This window comes from Actinomadura mexicana (assembly GCF_900188105.1).
GTDB lineage: Bacteria > Actinomycetota > Actinomycetes > Streptosporangiales > Streptosporangiaceae > Spirillospora > Spirillospora mexicana.
On the sequence record NZ_FZNP01000001.1, the window covers coordinates 849,234 to 866,352 of the forward strand.

14 protein-coding genes and 1 riboswitch are annotated in these 17,119 nt (G+C 72.9%); of the genes, 2 read left to right on the plus strand and 12 right to left on the minus strand.

The window, feature by feature from the left end:
- Positions 1–109: 109 nt before the first annotated feature.
- The 3 genes from CHC11_RS03785 to CHC11_RS03795 form a co-directional block, all read right to left on the minus strand.
- Complete coding sequence (locus CHC11_RS03785; RefSeq protein WP_089310114.1) at positions 110–523, minus strand: VOC family protein; 414 nt, start codon at positions 521–523, stop codon at positions 110–112.
- Positions 524–646: 123 nt separating this feature from the next.
- Entirely contained in the window at positions 647–2,941 is a 2,295-nt protein-coding gene (locus CHC11_RS03790; protein ID WP_089310115.1) for a transketolase-like TK C-terminal-containing protein, read from the minus strand.
- Positions 2,942–3,087: 146 nt separating this feature from the next.
- The gene (locus tag CHC11_RS03795) at positions 3,088–4,680 is read right to left on the minus strand and encodes a bis-aminopropyl spermidine synthase family protein (RefSeq protein ID WP_245918685.1); all 1,593 of its coding nucleotides are present in this window, start codon (positions 4,678–4,680) and stop codon (positions 3,088–3,090) included.
- Positions 4,681–4,804: 124 nt separating this feature from the next.
- Here CHC11_RS03795 and CHC11_RS03800 point away from each other — a divergent pair, with 124 nt between their 5' ends.
- Positions 4,805–5,842, plus strand: coding sequence for a cobalamin-independent methionine synthase II family protein (locus tag CHC11_RS03800; protein WP_089310116.1), 1,038 nt, complete (start codon positions 4,805–4,807; stop codon positions 5,840–5,842).
- Between the two features lie 255 nt (positions 5,843–6,097).
- Positions 6,098–6,236, plus strand: a riboswitch (cyclic di-AMP (ydaO/yuaA leader).
- A gap of 9 nt (positions 6,237–6,245) precedes the next feature.
- Complete coding sequence (locus tag CHC11_RS03805) at positions 6,246–6,962, plus strand: NlpC/P60 family protein (protein WP_089310117.1); 717 nt, start codon at positions 6,246–6,248, stop codon at positions 6,960–6,962.
- Between the two features lie 70 nt (positions 6,963–7,032).
- Here the strand turns inward: CHC11_RS03805 and hpnH are convergent, their stop codons facing one another.
- The 9 genes from hpnH to CHC11_RS03845 all read right to left on the minus strand — a co-directional run bounded on the left by hpnH (position 7,033) and on the right by CHC11_RS03845 (position 16,994).
- Positions 7,033–8,037, minus strand: coding sequence for an adenosyl-hopene transferase HpnH (gene hpnH, locus CHC11_RS03810; RefSeq protein ID WP_089310118.1), 1,005 nt, complete (start codon positions 8,035–8,037; stop codon positions 7,033–7,035).
- A gap of 64 nt (positions 8,038–8,101) precedes the next feature.
- Positions 8,102–9,964: a squalene--hopene cyclase gene (gene shc, locus CHC11_RS03815; RefSeq protein WP_089310119.1), complete on the minus strand. Its 1,863-nt coding sequence runs from the start codon at positions 9,962–9,964 to the stop codon at positions 8,102–8,104.
- A 30-nt stretch (positions 9,965–9,994) separates the two neighbouring features.
- On the minus strand, positions 9,995–10,267 hold the full coding sequence (locus CHC11_RS03820) for a hypothetical protein (RefSeq protein WP_089310120.1): 273 nt from the start codon (positions 10,265–10,267) through the stop codon (positions 9,995–9,997).
- Positions 10,264–11,640 carry a hydroxysqualene dehydroxylase HpnE gene (gene hpnE, locus CHC11_RS03825; protein ID WP_218825915.1) on the minus strand — a complete coding sequence of 459 codons (1,377 nt, stop codon included), beginning with the start codon at positions 11,638–11,640 and terminating at the stop codon, positions 10,264–10,266. The genes CHC11_RS03820 and hpnE overlap by 4 nt, the downstream gene beginning before the upstream one ends.
- Positions 11,637–12,497, minus strand: a complete 861-nt coding sequence (hpnD, locus tag CHC11_RS41980; protein ID WP_218825916.1) for a presqualene diphosphate synthase HpnD — start codon at positions 12,495–12,497, stop codon at positions 11,637–11,639. Before hpnD ends, hpnE begins: the two co-directional genes overlap by 4 nt.
- Positions 12,498–13,364 carry a squalene synthase HpnC gene (gene hpnC, locus CHC11_RS41985; RefSeq protein ID WP_218825917.1) on the minus strand — a complete coding sequence of 289 codons (867 nt, stop codon included), beginning with the start codon at positions 13,362–13,364 and terminating at the stop codon, positions 12,498–12,500. It abuts the gene before it with no gap.
- A 293-nt stretch (positions 13,365–13,657) separates the two neighbouring features.
- Positions 13,658–14,602, minus strand: a complete 945-nt coding sequence (locus CHC11_RS03835; protein WP_245918686.1) for a helix-turn-helix domain-containing protein — start codon at positions 14,600–14,602, stop codon at positions 13,658–13,660.
- Between the two features lie 139 nt (positions 14,603–14,741).
- Positions 14,742–15,545, minus strand: coding sequence for an SAM-dependent methyltransferase (locus tag CHC11_RS03840; RefSeq protein ID WP_089310122.1), 804 nt, complete (start codon positions 15,543–15,545; stop codon positions 14,742–14,744).
- A 405-nt stretch (positions 15,546–15,950) separates the two neighbouring features.
- Positions 15,951–16,994 (minus strand): PucR family transcriptional regulator, encoded by a 1,044-nt coding sequence (locus CHC11_RS03845; RefSeq protein ID WP_089310123.1) that lies wholly within the window; start codon positions 16,992–16,994, stop codon positions 15,951–15,953.
- Between the last annotated feature and the right edge of the window lie 125 nt (positions 16,995–17,119).

Here is a 17,119-nt window from a genome sequence, read left to right on the forward strand (position 1 = left end):
GGGCGGACCCTGGCTGCAGGCGATCAAGGCTCTCGTCCGACGGTGCGGTGGCTCGGCGTCGGCACGCTGCCGTGCGACGCCGAACCGCCTTACCGGCACTCGCGGGCGGCTACTCCGCGTAGGGCTGGTCGGTTCCCTGGGCGCTGTAGCCGAGGCTCCAGATGTAACCGTCCGGGTCGGCGAAGGTGCCGCCGTACCCGCCCCACGGCAGGGCGCCGGCGGGCTTGAGGATCGTGGCGCCGGCCTTCTCGGCCTCCGCCATGACCTCGTCCACCCGCGCCTCACTGCGGACGACGTAGGTCAGGACCAGCCCGCTGAAGCCGCTGCCCTCCGGGCTCGTGCCCACCTGGTCGGCGAGGCCCTCGCGGCCGTAGAAGCCGACGGGCGAGGCCCCGTCCGACTCGAAGAACACCGAGATGCCGTAGTCGTTCTGGATCTTCCAGCCGAGCCCCTCGGTGTAGAACCGCTTGGCCCGGTCCATGTCCCGGACGCCCAGCAGGATCGAACTCACGTGCGCCTTCATGTCTGTCCCCTTGTGTGCGTGATGGTGGCCGGTCGGCCACCTGCTTCCGCCTTCGTGAGGATCACGCTATGTAAGGACCGGGGGCGGGCACTTCTCGATTCCTGATCGATCCTTCGGGTCGTTTCACGGGGAGTGGAGGTCCAGGGCTGCGCGGATCATCGAGTCGGCGTCTATGCCGTGGTGACGGTGGACGTCTTCGATGGAGCCGGACTGGCCGAAGGTGGTGACGCCCAGGGTCGTGCAGGGGACGTTGTTCACGCCGGCCAGGAAGGCCAGGGTGTGGGGGTGGCCGTCCAGGACGGTGACCAGCGGGGTGGCGCGCGAGGCGGGGAACGCCTGGTCCAGGATCCAGTTCGGGGCGTCGTCCTGGCCCTGCCGGGAGCGGAGGGCCTGGAAGAGCAGGCCGGGGCTGGTCACGCAGACCACGTCCGTGCCGACGCCCGCCTGCTCCAGGCGGTCGGCGGCGGCCAGGGCCTCGGGGACGAGTGCGCCCATCGCCGCGATGGTGACGGCGGGACGGGCGGAGCGGCGCAGCGGGTAGGCGCCGGCGATCACTTGGCGGCGGCGGCGTTCGCGGGACGCCGGGTCGGACGGGACCGCCGCGAGGGTCTGGTCGACCGGGCGGGTCGACAGGCGCAGGTAGGCGGATCCGCCGTCGGGGCGGCCGAGGCGGGCCATGCTCGCGAGCAGCGTCCATTCGGTGTCGAGGACGAACGCGGGCTCGTAGGCGACGCAGCCCGGCTGCTCGACGCCGATCGACGGGGTGACGATCGACTGGTGCGCGCCGCCCTCGGGGGCCAGCGTGACCCCGGACGGGGTGCCGATCAGGATCGACTGGCCGCCCGCGTAGATGCCGAACGACCAGGGTTCGAGCGCGCGGCCGACGAACGGGTCGTACAGGACGCCGATCGGGAGCAGCGGACGGTTCCAGCGGCTCCAGGTGGCGCCGAGTTCGCCGAGGAGGCCGACCAGGTTGGTCTCGGCGATGCCGAGCTCGATGTGCTGGCCCGCCGGGCCTTCCCGCCAGTGCAGGATCGTCTCGCCGTCGTCGGCGAACCAGTCGCGGCGTTCGGAGGTCGACCAGACGCCGACCTTGTTCACCCAGCCGCCGAGGTTGGTGCTGGAGCTGACGTCCGGGCTCACGGTGACGACGCGGGCGGCGGCGTCGGGCGCCTCGCGCGTGAGGTCGAGGAGCAGCCGGCCGAGGGCGGCCTGGGTGGTGGCGGTGCCCTTGGGGGTGCGGCCGATGTCGTCCGGCACCGGGGGCGGGGCCTGCGGCGCGGCGGGGGGCCGGCGCAGCCGCGTCGCGGTTTCGGCGCACAGGAGGGCGGCGGCCGATCCGTCCTCGAAACGGGCCCAGGGGGCGTCCGGGTCGGCGCCCAGGCGGGGCGCGAGCTCGGCGATCTGGTCGGCGGTGAGGAGGGAGGAGTGGTTCTGCGGGTGGCCCTCGCTGGGCAGGCCGTGGCCCTTGACCGTGTACGCGAACACCACGGTCGGCCTGGTGTCGTCGATGGCGTCGAACGCCTCGGCCAGGGTGCCGAGGTCGTGGCCGCCCAGGTTGCGGAGGGCCGCGAGGAGGGTGGTGTCGTCGAGTTCCGCGATCAGCCGGGCGACCGGTTCGCTGCCGCCGGGGAGGCGGTCGCGGAGTTCGCCGGCGTCGCAGCGCAGCAGGCGCTGGTACTCCGGGTTGGGCATCGCGTCGATGCGGGCGCGCAGGTCCTCGCCGCCGGGGCGCTCGAACAGCCCGGTCAGCAGCCGGCCGTACTTCAGCGTCAGCACCTGCCAGCCGGCGGCGGCGAACATGCCCTTCAGCCGGTGCGCGGCCAGGTACGGGACGACGCGGTCGAGGGACTGCCGGTTGAGGTCGACGATCCACACGATCTCGCCCAGCTCGGCCACGCCCGGGTCGAGGATCGCCTCCCAGACGGCGCCCTCGTCCAGTTCCGCGTCGCCGACCAGGGAGTACTGCCGCCCGGCGGGCGCTCCTTGCACGTACCGGCGGGCGACCGCGCCCCAGATCGGCGCGGTGGCCCCGATGCCCACCGAGCCGGTGGAGTAGTCGACCGGGTCGGGGTCCTTGGTCCGGCTCGGGTAGCTCTGCAGCCCGCCGAACTCGCGCAGGGTCGTCAGGTACCGCTCGTCCAGCTCGCCGAGCAGGTAGTTGATCGCGTGCAGGACGGGGGAGGCGTGCGGCTTGACCGAGACGCGGTCCTGCGGCCCGAGGTGGCGGAACCACAGCGCCGTCATGATGGACGCGATCGACGCCGAGGACGCCTGGTGGCCGCCCACCTTCAGCCCGGACGGGTTGGGCCGGACGCGGTTGGCGTGGTGCACGATGGCCGTGGACAGCCACAGCACCCGCCGCTCGACCTCCTCCAGCACCCCGGAGTGCGCGGCCGTCGCCACCGGATCGTTCATCGTCGGCTCCTTTGCCTCGGCGCCAGGGCGGGGTCGGGTCGACGGAGATCGACTGGCTCCCCGTGACGGCGTCCGCGATGGCCACCGCCAGGGTACGGCCCGGAACGCGCCCGATAACCGCCGACCTCAGCCCATACCGGCCGGTTCTACCCGGCCGATGCCGTGGTGGCGAGGTCCAGGGAGGCGCGCACGGCGGCGGGCAGGTCACGCAGCCGGTGGAGCGGGAGTTCCAGCAACGTGACGTCTCGCGCCCAGGGAGCGGCGTCGGCCACGACTGCGCGGGCCTGCCGCTTGGTCAGGCCGGCGTGCGCGTCGACCAGGGCGTCGCGCCAGACGTTGGCGACCTTCCCGTGCGCCCGGTCCATGATGGCGCGCACGATCCGCTGCGCCTGGTCGGCCGTGCCGGACGAGGCGCGCACCGCCTCCACGGTCGCGCCGCGCCGGGTCAGCTCGTACACGCCCGCCAGCGACGCGGCCTCGTCCGCGAGGTCGCCGGGAGGCTCGGGCAGGAACACCCGCACGTGCTCGGCGCGCGTGGCCAGCAGCACGCGGACCAGCGCGCCCTCCAGCCCCGGGGGCAGCGCGACGGCCGCGTGCCGCACCCGCGCGGCGTACGGCTTGGCCAGCCAGGTCGTCAGCCGCACGCGCGGCACCTGCGGCAGCACCTGCTTGGGCCAGTCCCCGACCAGGACGTCCGGCCGCAGATCGGCGACGTCGTCGGGCGACGCCCGCACCGCCGTCCGGGCTTCGACGGCCTGGGGCCCCTGGGTGTAGATGGCGGTGGCGAACCGGTCGGCGCGGGCGCCGGCGGCCGGGAGGCTCTTTCCGGTCGGCCGCAGGATGTACAGGTCGGCGCGCGATCCGATCGCCTCCGCGCCGAAGTAGCCGTTGAAGTCCGGGTAGACGGCCTCGCTCACCAGGTTCAGTTCCTGCAGCGCCTGCTGGACCTTCAGCGCGAGCATCGGCGTGCGGTCGCTCGCCCCGTAGGCCAGCAGGACCCGGCCCTGCCCCTGGTCTCGTAGTCCCTGCACCGCCCGGGCCACGAACAGCCCGACGCCCTCCGGCGTGTACGGAGGATCGGTCACCGCCAGATCCGCGTACTCGACGGCGGACGCGGGCAGTCCCAGCCTCAGATCCGCCCAGCGGGTGCGCACGTCCACCTCCAGTTCGGCGGCGCACGCGTCGATGTAGGCCAGGATCCGCTCGTCGACGTCCACCACGGTGGTCTGCACGCCCGGGTGGACGAGCCCGACGGCCAGCGAGGTCAGATCGTGGTCCCCCACGCACAGCAGGCGCGTTCCCGGCAGCCAGAACCGCGCCCCCAGGAGCAGCGCCCGCCGCACCACCGTCTCCGGCGTGGCCGAGACATGGTCCAGGACGTGCCGCGCCCGCGGCGCCCGCTCGATCAGCCCGGCCACACGCTCCACCACGGCGGCGTACTCCGGCAGCAGGTGCCCCACGGGGTCGGCCGGGTCGAGCGGACGGTACCCGGTGCGCAGGGACTCGGCGATCTCGGCGCCCTGATCGGGGGTGAGGCGGAACCGGTCGCCGCCGGAGTGCTCCAGCGACAGCCCCGCCAGCAGCGACTCCACCGAACGCCGCGGCGCGCCCGTCTCCCGGACCAGTTCGCCGAGCGTCCGCCATCGCCGGTCCGCCAGCAGGCTCAGCGCGGCGTGGATCCGCCGGGGATCCATGTCCGCCGCGACCGGCTGCCCGTTCGGCACTCCCCCATCGACCACCCGCGAATGCTACCGGCGCACGGCCTCGGGAGGGATTCGCCGTGATGCCGCAACGGAATCACACGGCCACCTCTGGTCACGATGAGCACCTTTGCCGCCACTCTCGGTAGCGTAGCCTCGTGGTATGCCCCTCCCCACAGAGCCCATCGGCAGCATCCCGCGTCCCCAGGAACTGCTCACCGCCTCGCCGACCGAGCTGTCCGGCGCCCAGGACCGCGCCGTGCGCGAGACCCTCCGCCGGCTGGAGGAGCTCGGCTGTCCGGTGGTGACCGACGGCGAGCAGTCCAAGCCGAGCTTCGCCACCTACCCGATCGCGGGCCTGGCCGGCCTGGCCCCGGACGGCGCGGTGATCCCGTTCGCCGACGGGCACCAGCGTCAGCTGCCGCGGCTGACGGCGGGCCCGTTCCGCTACACCGGCCACGCCGTGGACTACCTGCGGGCCGCCCAGCGCCACGCGACCGCGCCGGTCAAGCAGGCCGTGATCGCGCCCTCGGCGCTGAGCCTGCTGTACCCGGCCGACGGCATCGACGGCTACCCGCGCGAGATGTTCCTCGACGACCTGGTCAACGAGGCCGAGGCCGACATCCGCTCCTGCCTGGACGCGGGCGCCCACGTGGTGCAGCTCGACTTCACCGAGGGGCGGCTGTCGCTCAAACTCGACCCCAGCGGCGGCGTGCTGGACGCATTCATCGCGCTCAACAACCGGGTCCTGGAGCGCTTCTCCGAGGACGAGCGCACCCGGATCGGCGTGCACGTGTGCCCGGGCGGCGACCTCGACTCCACCCACAGCCTCGACGTCGACTACGCGGAGCTGCTGCCCAAGCTCTTCGAGCTCAAGGCCGGCGCCTTCTACCTCCAGCTGGCCAGCGAACCCGACCCCGACCGGATCCTGGCCATCGTCGCCGACCACCTGCCCGCTGACGCCCGCGTCTTCGTCGGCGTCGTCGACCCCATCGACCCGCGCGTCGAGACGCCCGAGCAGATCCGCGACCGCGTCCTCGCCGCCGCCCGCCACCTCCCCGTCGACCGCCTCGGCACCTGCGACGACTGCGGCTTCTCCCCGTTCGCCGACGACACCTCCACGTCCCGCGACACCGCCTTCGCGAAGATAGCCGCCCGTGTGGAGGGCACCGCCCTGGCAGCCGCCCAGCTGGGCCTCTGACGCCCCCGTTTCTAGACCGCTCCCGTGCCGTCACGGTCTGGGGACCGACTCCCCTGAGCGTCCGGGGAAAAAGTGGAGGTTTTTCCTCCATTCAGAGGTGACCTTGCCGTATTCGAGAGGTTTCAGTAGCTTTGCCCCTTCGAGACGCCTTCCAGGCGTTTTGTCCCACCACGGTGGGGCGGGGTGCCATCCCCGCGCGACAAGGCCCGAGACGCTTCATCGATCGGGCCCCACATCGTCAGCGCCGCTTTCTCTCAGCGGCACCCGCCGAGTCCGCCATGGGGCGGAGCCGGGGACCCAACCCGCACTGGGGTGAATCGGCCTGCTCAGGCCGTAGGGCGACTTCCACGTCCGAACCCGTCAGCTAACCCGGTAGGCGGCACATGGAAGCAAGGAGCCCCCCTTGAAAGGCAAGCACACCGAGCGGTCGCGTGTTCTGCGGCCCGGTCCCCTGGCCACGGTCACGCTGACGGGTCTCGCCGTCTTCGGCGTGACGGCGGCCGTGCCGACGACCTTGCAGCATGCGTCCACCGAGACGGTCGCCGCCGTCCAGACCGTGCCGAAACAGCGGACCGCGCCGCAGCAGGCCGCACCGCAGGAGCAGGCCAGGGCGCAGGCCCAGGTCCAGAAGGAGTTCAAGGCGCCGGCGAAGGCCGAGCCGTCGACGAAGGCCAAGCCCCAGAAGCAGGCCGCCGAGCCGGAGTCGGACGAGCGGTCCGAGGTCATCACGCGGGCCAGGATGTGGCATCCGCACTCCGACGAGCGGGTCCCCTACAGCCAGACCAGCACGCACAACGGCTACCGCACCGACTGCTCGGGCTACGTGTCCATGGCGCTGGGGCTGCCGGAGCCCGGGACGAACACCGTCGGCCTCACCTCGTCGCGGTACACCGAGCGCATCGGGATGTCCGAACTGAAGAAGGGCGACCTCGTCATGGACGCCCTCGGCAGCAACACCACCCGGCATGTCGTCATCTTCGAGAAGTGGGCCGACAAGGAGCACTCGTCGTACTGGGCCTACGAGCAGCGCGGCCGGTACGGAACCGACCACCGGACGCTCGACTACGGGCTGTCCTCAGACGACGAGTACAAGGCGTACCGGCCGACGTCCCTCAAATAGGCCGCCCCGGAGCCCTCGGAAACGCCCGGCATCGGCGGATCGCCGGTGCCGGGCTGGGCGGGCCGTGGAGTCAGACCGAACGGACCGCCCGCAAGGACTCCTTCAGGGAACCGAGCGTCGAGAAGACGGCCGTGGGTTCGTAGCCGCAGTGGGCCATGCAGTTGGCGCAGCGGGAGTCGCGTCCCCTTCCGTAGGAGTCCCAGTCGGTCTCGTCCAGGAGTTCCCGGTAGGTCTGCGCGTAGCCGTCCGACATCAGGTAGCAGGGACGCTGCCAGCCGAAGAGGGAGTAGGACGGGATCGCCCAGGCCGTGCAGGGGAAGTCGACCTTGCCTTCCAGGAAGTCCAGGAACAGGGGCGAGTGGTTGAAGCGCCACCGCTTGCGGTTGCCGTCCCCGAACGCCTTGCGGAACAGCTCCCGCGTCTCCTGGACGCCGAGGAAGTGCTCCTGGTCCGGCGCCTTGTCGTAGGCGTAGCCGGGGGAGATCATCATCTCGTCGACCCCGAGGTCGTCGTTGAGGTAGTTCATGACGTCGATGACGGTCTGCGGCGTGTCCGTGTTGAAGATCGTCGTGTTGGTGGTGACGCGGAACCCTCGCCGCCTGCATTCCCTGACGGCCGCGACCGCGTCGTCGAAGACGCCCTCCTTGCAGACGGACTCGTCGTGGCGCTCCCGCAGGCCGTCGATGTGCACCGCCCACGCGAAGTACGGCGACGGCGTGAACTTGTCGATCTTCTTGGGGATGAGCAGCGCGTTCGTGCACAGGAAGACGTACTTCTTGCGCCGGACGAGCTCGTCCACCAGCTCGTCGATCTGCGGGTGCATGAGCGGCTCGCCGCCGGCGATGGAGACCATCGGCGCGCCGCACTCCTCGATGGCGGCGAGGGCCTGCTCGACCGGCATGCGTTTCTTCAGCACGTCGTGCGGGTGCTGGATCTTCCCGCAGCCGGCGCAGGCGAGGTTGCAGGCGAACAGGGGCTCCAGCTCGACGATGAGCGGGAACTTCTCCCGGCCGCGCAGCTTGTTGCGCAGGATGTAGCCCCCGATGCGAAGGCTCTGGCGGAGCGGCATGCTCATGGTGTCCGGACCTCCTTGTGCAGGGTGAACCCGGTGGTCTCCCCCGGGCCGCGCGCGAGCCGCCTCATCTCGCGCCTTCCAGGTAGCGGCCGAGGGCGCTCACGGGGAACACCAGCCGGTACAGGTGGTAGTTGATGTAGAAGTCGCCGGGGAAGCCGGTGCCGGTGAACTGGTCCTCGTCCCAGGTGCCGTCCGGGCGCTGGTGGTCGACGAGCCACCGCACGCCGGCCTCCACGGCCGCGGTGCGCTCGCCGGCGGCGAGCAGCGCCAGCAGCGCCCAGGCCGTCTGCGACGGGGTGGAGGCGCCCCGCCCGATCCACGCGGGGTCGTCGTAGGAGCGCAGGTCCTCGCCCCAGCCCCCGTCGGGGTTCTGGTGGTCCTCCAGCCAGACCACCGCGCGCCGGATCGCGGGCTTGCCGGGACCGACCCCGGCCGCGACGAGCGCCGGCACCACGCCACCCGTCCCGTACACGTGGTTCGCCCCCCAGCGCCCGAACCACGAGCCGTCCGCCTCCTGCGCCCTGAGCAGCCACACGACGGCGCGCCTGACCACGGCCGACTCCGCGAGGCCCTCCTTCGACAGCGCCTCGACGACGTGGGCGGTGACGTCGGCGGACGGCGGGTCGATGACGGCGCCGAAGTCGCAGAAGGGCAGCTTCGTGCACAGCTCGCGGGTGTTGTCGGCGTCGAAGGCGCCGAAGCCGCCGTCGCGCGACGCCATCCCCTCCAGCCAGCGGACGGCCCGCCTGATCGGCTCCTCCGCCGCAGGAAGGGAGACCCTGCGCAGCGCCAGGATCGCCTCGGCGGTGTCGTCGGTGTCGGGGTAGACGTCGTTGTCGAACTCGAACGCCCAGCCGCCCGGCGGGACGTCCGGCCGCTTCACCGCCCAGTCCCCCGGCCCGCGGACCTCCTCGCCGACGACCCACTCGGCCGCCCGCAGCAGGGAGGGGTGGTCGGCGGCAACCCCCGCGTCGGCGAGGGCGTTCATGGCGAGCACCGTGTCCCAGACGGGCGACTGGCACGCCTCGAGGCGGCGTCCCCTCTCGTCCCGGATCGTGAAGCGTTCGAGCCCGTCCAGGCCGCGCCTGACGACCGGGTGGTCGAGGCCGTAGCCGAGCTCGTGCAGCGCCATCAGCGAGTACACCCACGGCGGCTGGATGCCGCCCCAGCAGCCGTCGGCCTCCTGCCTGGCGACGATCCAGTCGGCGGCCCGGCGCAGCGCCGCCCGGCGCAGCGGGCGCACCGGCCGCCTCTCGTACACGTGCAGGACGCGGTCGAGGGCGTTGAACGCCGCCCCCCAGCCCCGGGCGTCCCTGGCCGGCATGACGCCGCAGCGCAGTTCGGGCAGGTCGAACGGCAGCGCCCGGACGGGACGCAGGGACCCGAGGATCGTCAGCGGGACGATCGTCTGCCGCGCCCAGCACGCCCAGTCGTAGACGTTCAGCGGGACGCGGCTCGGCAGGAACATCAGCTCGGGCGGCATGACCGGCAGGTCGTCCCAGGACCACTGCCCGAACAGCGCCAGCCAGATGCGGGTGAAGACGCGGCTGCCCTCGATCCCGCCCGCCTCCCGCACGTACGCGGCGGCCTCGCGCATGTGCCCGGCGTCCACCGGGTCGCCGGCGAACCGCAGCGCGACGTACGCCTCGATCGTCGTGGACAGGTCGGCGGGGCCGCCGTGGAAGTTCGCCCAGGTGCCGTCGTCGCGCTGCACGGAGCGGATCCAGCGCGCCGCGTCCTTGGTGTCGGCGTCGGAGCGGATGCCGAGGAACTGGCGGAGCAGGAGGTCCTCGGCGTCCATGGTGACGTTGGTCTCCAGCTCGCCCTTCCACCAGCCCTCGGGCGCCTGGAGGCCGATCAGGTGGTCGCGGGCGGCCTCGACGGCGGCGGCCGCGCCGGTGAGTCCGGACACGTCGGTGGTGGTCATTCAGCGCTTCCCTTCTCGCGCGCGGCGGGGTCAGTGGTCCCGGGAGGTGACGAACAGCGCGATGTCGCGGAACTCGGCGGCCACGGCATCGTCGATGCCCGAGTCGTCGAGGTGGCGCCCGGCGGCCGGTCCAGGAGCAGGTTCTCCGACAGCGCCATCAGCGCGTCGTCGCCGAGGATGGCGGCGGACGGGCCGAACACCGTCCACGCGGCGGGTCCACGGGTCGAGCCGCTCCGCGGAGGCGCGCATGGCCCGGTCGACCAGGGCGCGCCCGTCGGTGATCGGGGTCGGGACGGCGGTCATCGGCCGCTCACCCCGCCCGAGGCCGCCCGGTGCAGGTGGCGGCGGACGAGGCGGGCCGCGGTCAGGCCGCTGCGCACGGCTCCCTCCATCGTGTCGGGCCAGCCCGTGTCCGTCCACGCGCCGGCGAGGAACAGCCACGGCAGCCGGGTCGCGGACGCGGGACGCAGCGCGTCGCTGCCGGGGCTCTGACGGAACGTCGCGTGCCGCTCCCGCGTCACGAAGAAGTCGGTGACGCGGGCGCGGCGGGCGGCCGGGAACAGCCGCTCCAGTTCGGCGAGGTACACCGCGCGCAGCTCGGCGGTGGGCGTGTCGATCCAGCGGTCGGCCGCCGACACCGAGACCGCCAGGTACTGGCCGCCGCCGGTGAGGCCGCCGACCTCGGTGCGGTCGAACACCCACTGGACGGGCGAGCCGACCGCCGCGGCGAACGGCGGGTCCGCACCGTCCACCCGCAGGACGGGACGGTCGTAGACGACGTGGACGTTGACGATCGGGCTGGAGCCGAGGCCGCCCCAGCGCGCCCGGCCGGGGGCCGCCTCCTCGGGGACGATCGCGGCCGCCGCACGGTGGGGCACGGCGACGACGACGGCGTCGGCGCCGACCGGGGAGCCGTCCACGACGAGCTTCGGCCCGGCGTCGATCGCCGTGACCTTCGCGTTCAGGTGGATCCGGCCGCCGTCGCGCTCGATCCTGGCCGCCGGGAGGGTGCCGTGCAGGTCGCCGAGCGGGACCGCGGGCACGCCGATGTCGGCGGCGTCCGAGCGGCCGAGGAGCGCGGTCTGGCACACGAACGCGGCGGGGCCGAACGCGGCGCCGTCCAGGCGGGCGTTGAGCGCGGCCGTGACGAACAGCTCCCAGAGGGCCTCGCGCGCCCAGGGGCCCTGCCCGTGTTCGGCGAGCCAGGTGCCCATGCTGATCCGGTCGTTCGACGGGTCGGACGGGCCGGCGCGGCCGAGCGCCAGCGACCCGCCGACCGCCCGCAGCCGGTCGGACGGCGACAGCAGCCGGTACCCGGCGAGCGCGGGCAGCAGGTGCAGCGGTCCCGGCGCCTTCGCGCGGCGGAGCCGTCCGCCGCGGCCGTCCGGGGTCAGGACGCGGACGTCGAAGCGGTCCTGGACGCGGACGCGGTCCAGCGCGTCCAGCCGGGCGAGCAGCCCCTGGTACGCCGAGCAGCACTTCAGGAAGATGTGCTGCCCGTTGTCGACCGTCAGCCCGTCCCGCGAGAACGAGTGGGTGGCGCCGCCGAGCCGGGGGCGCGCCTCGTAGATCGTCGCGCGCACTCCCGCCTCCTGGAGCGCCAGCGCGGTGGCGACCCCGGCGAGCCCGCCGCCGACGATCGCGACCTCCGGCGGGCCGCCGTCGCGGGCGCTCACCGGTGGATCCCGGCCATCGCCATGGCGGACACGGTCGCCTTCTCCCAGGCGGGCAGGGACGTCCGCGTCTCCAGGGCGGCCAGCGGGTCGGCCGTGATGCGCCGCAGCAGGTGCCGGTAGATGCCCGCCATCGCGCCCGCGCACGCGGCGCTGCGCCGGTCGAGCATGGGCAGCAGCTTCAGGCCGTCGGCGTACCACCGCCCCGCCCGGTCCGCCTGGAAGCGGATGAGGCTCGCCGATCGGCCGGGGTCGTCGGTCGCCCGGCCCGCCTCGTCGCGGTCGAGCGTGCACCCGAACCGGACGAGGTCCTTGGCGGGAAGGTAGACGCGGCCGTTCAGCCCGTCCTCCCGGACGTCGCGGAGGATGTTCGTCAGCTGCAGCGCGACGCCGAGCGCGTCGGCGCGCGGCACGGCCGTGGCGGGGTCGGCCGTCCCGAACACGCCGAGCGACAGGCGGCCGACGGAACCGGCGACGCAGCGGCAGTACCAGAGGAGGTCCTCGAAGGTGTCGTAGGTCTCGCCGCGCACATCGGCCTCGCAGCCGTCGATCAGCTCGCCGAACACGTCGATGGGGATCGGGTGGCGGCGGGCCGCGTCGGCCAGCGCGACCAGCACGGGGTCGCGGGGATGGGCGCCGAGGTCGGTGAGCCGCGCGCGCTCGTCGGCGAGCTTCGCGAGCCGGTCCGCCACGGGCGCCCCGTGGTCGTCGCCGATGTCGTCGATCCGCCGGGCGAACGCGTACACGGCGCTGAGGGCGCGCCGTTTGGGCGGGGGAAGCAGCCGGATCCCGTAAGAGAAGTTGCGCGCCTGGGAGCGTACGACGCTCTCGCAGTGCCGGTAGGCGGTGGATGCGTCCATCTATGCTGCCCTTCTCCTTCCCATGGTCCGCGACCACTCGGCGAGCAGCCGCACCTTCCTCGGCCGTGGCGGGCCCGGCAGGACGTCGTAGGCGGCGCGCTCCAGCGCGTCGAGGGCGGCGAGGCCGCCCGCGACGTATCCGGCGACGGCGATCCGCGCGAACCCGTGGAGCCCGCCGGTGAGGGCGGCGCCCTCGCCGAGCATGCGCCGCGCCCGCTTCGCCTGGAGCGCCACGACGCCGCGCAGCCGGGTCGGGGTCGCCGGGGCGGTGAGGTCGTCCTCGGTGCAGCCGAACCGCCGCAGGTCGTCCGCGGGCAGGTAGACGCGGCCGTTGCGGTGGTCCTCACCGACGTCCTGGCAGTGCTCGATGATCTGCAGCGCGGTGCACACCTTGTCCGACAGGCGCAGCCGGTCCGGCGTGGCGGCGCCGAACACGTGCAGGACGATGTGCCCGACCGGGTCGGCGGACAGCGCGCAGTAGCCGAGGAGGTCGTCGAACGTCGCGTACCGGGTGACGTCCTGATCCTGGCGGTTCGCCTGGACGAGGCGGCGGAACGGCTCGGCCGGGACGCGGCGTGCGACGATCGTCCCGGCAAGGTCGCGCAGCACGGGCAGTTCCGGCCGCTCCCCCGCGTAGACGCGGTCGAGGTCGCGCTCGACGAGGTCGAGGAGGCCGGCCCGCTCGCCCGGCGGCGCCTCGTCGCCGATGTCGTCGACCAGCCGCGCGTACCCGTACACGTTCAGCAGGTGCGCGCGGTGGCGTGCGGGAAGCAGCCGGGAGGCGACGGGGAAGTTCTCCCCGGCCTGCAGTTCGGTCCTCGCCCGGCGTTCCTCGGTGGCGTTCCACAATCGCTCGCTGACGGACATGGTGTTCCCCCTGGGGCGGTGGCGGCGCGGGGGCGTACATCGATGCCCGTTAACCGGGTGACCGACCGGTAAACATGGCCATCGACGGGGCCCATGATTCGTACGTCCCCGATCGGCCGCGCTGAGCCTCCCGATTTTCCGTCCGTTATGAATATAGGCCGGAAGCGGTCAGGCGGGAATATGGAATCGGAGGCGCGGGCGATCACCGGTGGTCATGGCGCATTCACCCATAAACCGATCGTGGCCCCCGGCAGGCGGGGGCCACGGGCCGCGCGCAGCGGGCGGCGGCCGGCTCAGTACGTCGTCCAGTAGGCGGTTCGGTAGGTGGTGAGGATTCGCGCGAGTATCCGGGGCGTCTGCTCGGGAGGTGCGGCCTCGGTGACCAGCCTGTTGAAAATGTGCCAGTGGTGCTCGATCTCGGCGCGCCGCGTCGGATAGACGGCATTGTCGGGACGCTCCAGATAGACCATGTCCTGGAGGCCCTGCTGCGGGAACCGGACGAGGGTGAGCGACCCGTCGCCGGCCACCTGGCCGGAGATGCCGAGGGGCGCGATCTGGATGGTGACGTTCGGCCGCCGGCACTGCTCGACGATGTGCAGGATCTGCATGCGCATCGTCTCGGGCGCGCAGGCGGGACGCCAGAGGGCCCCCTCGTCCAGCACGACCCAGAGGTTGAGCGGGCGCGGCCGGCGGCGCAGGACGCGCTGGCGCCGCATCCGGAGCTCCACGCGCCGCTCGACCTCGGCCTCGGACTCGGGGTGCAGGCGGCGGACCAGGTCGCGGGCGTAGTCCTCGGTCTGCAGCAGGCCGGGGACGAACTGGGCCTCGAACGTGCGGACCAGCTTGGCCGCCTGCTCGGCGCTGAGGTAGTCGCGGACCCAGCGCGGCACGATGTCGCCGTCGCCGTGCCACCAGGGCCGCGCGCCGGTCTGCTCGGCGAGGGCGAGCAGGGTCGCGCGCTCGCCGGGGTCGGTGCCGTAGTGGTCGAGCAGCCCGGCGACGTCGCCGGCCTTGGCGCGGGTGCGGCCCAGCTCCAGCCGCGTGATCTTCGACTCGGACGCGCCGATCGCCAGGCCCGCCCTGGGCCGGGACAGCCCGGCCGCCTCCCGCAGCTCGCGGAGCCGCTTGGCGAGCAGCATGCGCGGGACGAGCGGGTCGCCCTGCGCGCGGGCCGCACCGGCCGGAGCGCTCCGCGACGACGTCGGTTTCCTGCTGCCGGTGATCGTGACGGAGGCCAAGGGGGGACTCCTCATCAGAAGACGGCATGGACGACCGCTCCGACTATAGTTCACGCTGCGCGTCGGAGATAAGACCGTATGTTACCTACCGTCCGGGCCACGTGGTCCGGACCCCTCCGGCGGTTCTCGGCACGGCGCGTCAGGGTTTACGGGCCACCCCGCACCTGGTCGGCAGGGCCTCGCCCTCGATCGGCCCCACTTCGGGACGCCACGCCCCGCTCGTCACCAGCCCCGGCTCCTCCATCTCCAGGCCGTCGAAGTAGCCGCGGATGAACTCGGGTGTGCGCAGCCGGAACGGGTTCGCGCCGGTCTCGTCGTAGGCGCGCTGCGCCGCGTTGAACCTCTCGTTCTCGTCGGTGGAGTCGTGCAGGATGAGGTAGCTCCCGGACGGCAGCGGGTCCATCAGCCCGCGGACGACGCCGTACGCCTCGTCGGGGTCGACGATGTGCCCCAGCACCCCGATGATCATCAGCCCGACGGGCCGGGACAGGTCCAGCAGCTCCGAGGCCCGATCCATGATCGTCTTCGGGTCGTGCAGGTCGCAGTCGATGTAGGCGGTGCGGCCCTCGTTCATGAGGGCGCGGGCGTGCGCGAGGACGAGCGGGTCGTTGTCGACGTAGACGACCTTGGCGTCGGAGGCTGCGCGGTGGGCCATCTCGTGGGTGTTGTCGACGGTGGGCAGGCCGGTCCCGCAGTCCATGAACTGGCGGATCCCGCGCTCGCGGGCCAGGAACCGGATCGCCCGGTCCATGAAGTAGCGGCCGGCGCGGGCGATCTCCACGATGCCCGGGTAGAGCCCGACGTAGTGGTCGCCGGCGACCCGGTCGATCTCGTAGTTGTCGGTCCCCCCGAGCCAGTAGTTCCAGATCCGCGCCGACTGCGGGACATCAGTGTTGATCTTGGTGTCCGATCCCTTTCCCGGGCCCCGGGTGGCATCCGTCATGTCTGACGCTCCTTCCAGCAGGTACGGGCACCTCTCGCGGCAAACCTAGACCCCCCATCCCAAGAGCGGCCGGAAAAGCGGAATTCGGACCTGTCCGCCCGCCCATTCAGGACGACAATGAATACGCAGGGTGGTCAGAACGCCGAAATCGGCGTGGCGCGTGCGCCTGGAGCGACGAAGGTGATCCAGGAACGGACCCGTGCGGGCACCGGCCGGACGACCGGAAATGATCACTTTCGGTGGGGACAGGGACCGGTGTCCGCGCCGTCATGATGATCGGACTGGGCACCCGGGAATCGACGTCGCTCTTTTCCGAGATTTTGCCGAACCGCGCTGCCCTCATCACCGAAGGCCGCAAACCCCTAATCCCGTCCATATCAGACGATTCTGGACGGGGGACGGCCCTCAGCGCCCCGCCCAGACGGCGATCGCCAGCGCCACCCGGTCCTCGAACCGCATCGGGTCGCGGCCGGTCAGCGACTCGATCCGGGACAACCGGTGGCGCAGGGTGTTCGGATGCAGGAACAGGGTCCGCGACGTCGCCCCGACCGCGCCGCCCATGTCCAGGAAGGTGCGCAGCGTCTCGGTGAGGCGGGTGCCGTGCGCGGCGTCGTAGTCGCTCAGCGGCCGGGCGATCTGCTCGGTGAACGGGGCCAGCTGGTCCTGGTCGAGGCGGCCGAGGAGGGCCTGGAAGGTGGCGAGGTCGGCGGCGTGCACGACCCCGCCGCCGCGGCGCGCGGCGTCCAGCGCGGTGAGGCTCTCGGCGAGCGAGAGCGGCAGGTGCTCGAGCGGGCCGGGGCTGCCGACGCCGGCGGGCTCGGTCCAGGCGTGGGCGTCGTTGGTGACGAGCAGGGCCGTGTCCTCGTCCAGGCCGAGGACGCCGGGCAGCTGCTCCTCGACCGCGCCGTCCATCGCTATCACCAGCAGGGACGCGGGGTCGAGCCCGGCGTCGTCGATCCGGGAGCGCAGCGCCTCGGCGGACGCGAGCCCGTCGCGCACCATGCGCAGCAGCCGACCGGTCTCCTCCCGCTCGTGCCGCTCGTCGCCGGCGGACGCGAGCCGCTCGGCGAACCACTCGGTGAACCCGAGGAACGGGATCTCCGGCGGCACCTCCAGCAGCGGGAGGCCGGCCCGGTCGCAGGCGTCGCGCAGCTCCGCGGGGACGGCGTCGGTCATGTCGCCGACGCCGTAGCCGATCGCGCTCGCGCGGCCGGCCTTGACCGAGGCGGCGAACGCGGCGCACGCGCCCGCGTCCCGCAGCGACGCGCCGACCGTCAGCACGACCTCCTGCCCGCGCAGGTAGGGGCCGGGGTCGAGCAGCTCGGTGGAGTGCGCCCAGCGGACCGGGCGGTCGAGGCCGTCCTGCCCGGCGACCAGGCGCAGCCGGAAGCGCGGCACCTCCAGGAGCTGCCGGACGGTGAGGTGCGGCAGCGCGGAATCGCTGGTCACAGCCTCACCCTCTCACCCCGGCCGGGCGCCCTCCCGCGGCCGTGACCGTGTTTTGGGCAAGTGCACGAAAGGCCGGGCGCGCCGTGGTGGGTTCGGCCAAGAAATCCCCATGATGCTTGTCACCA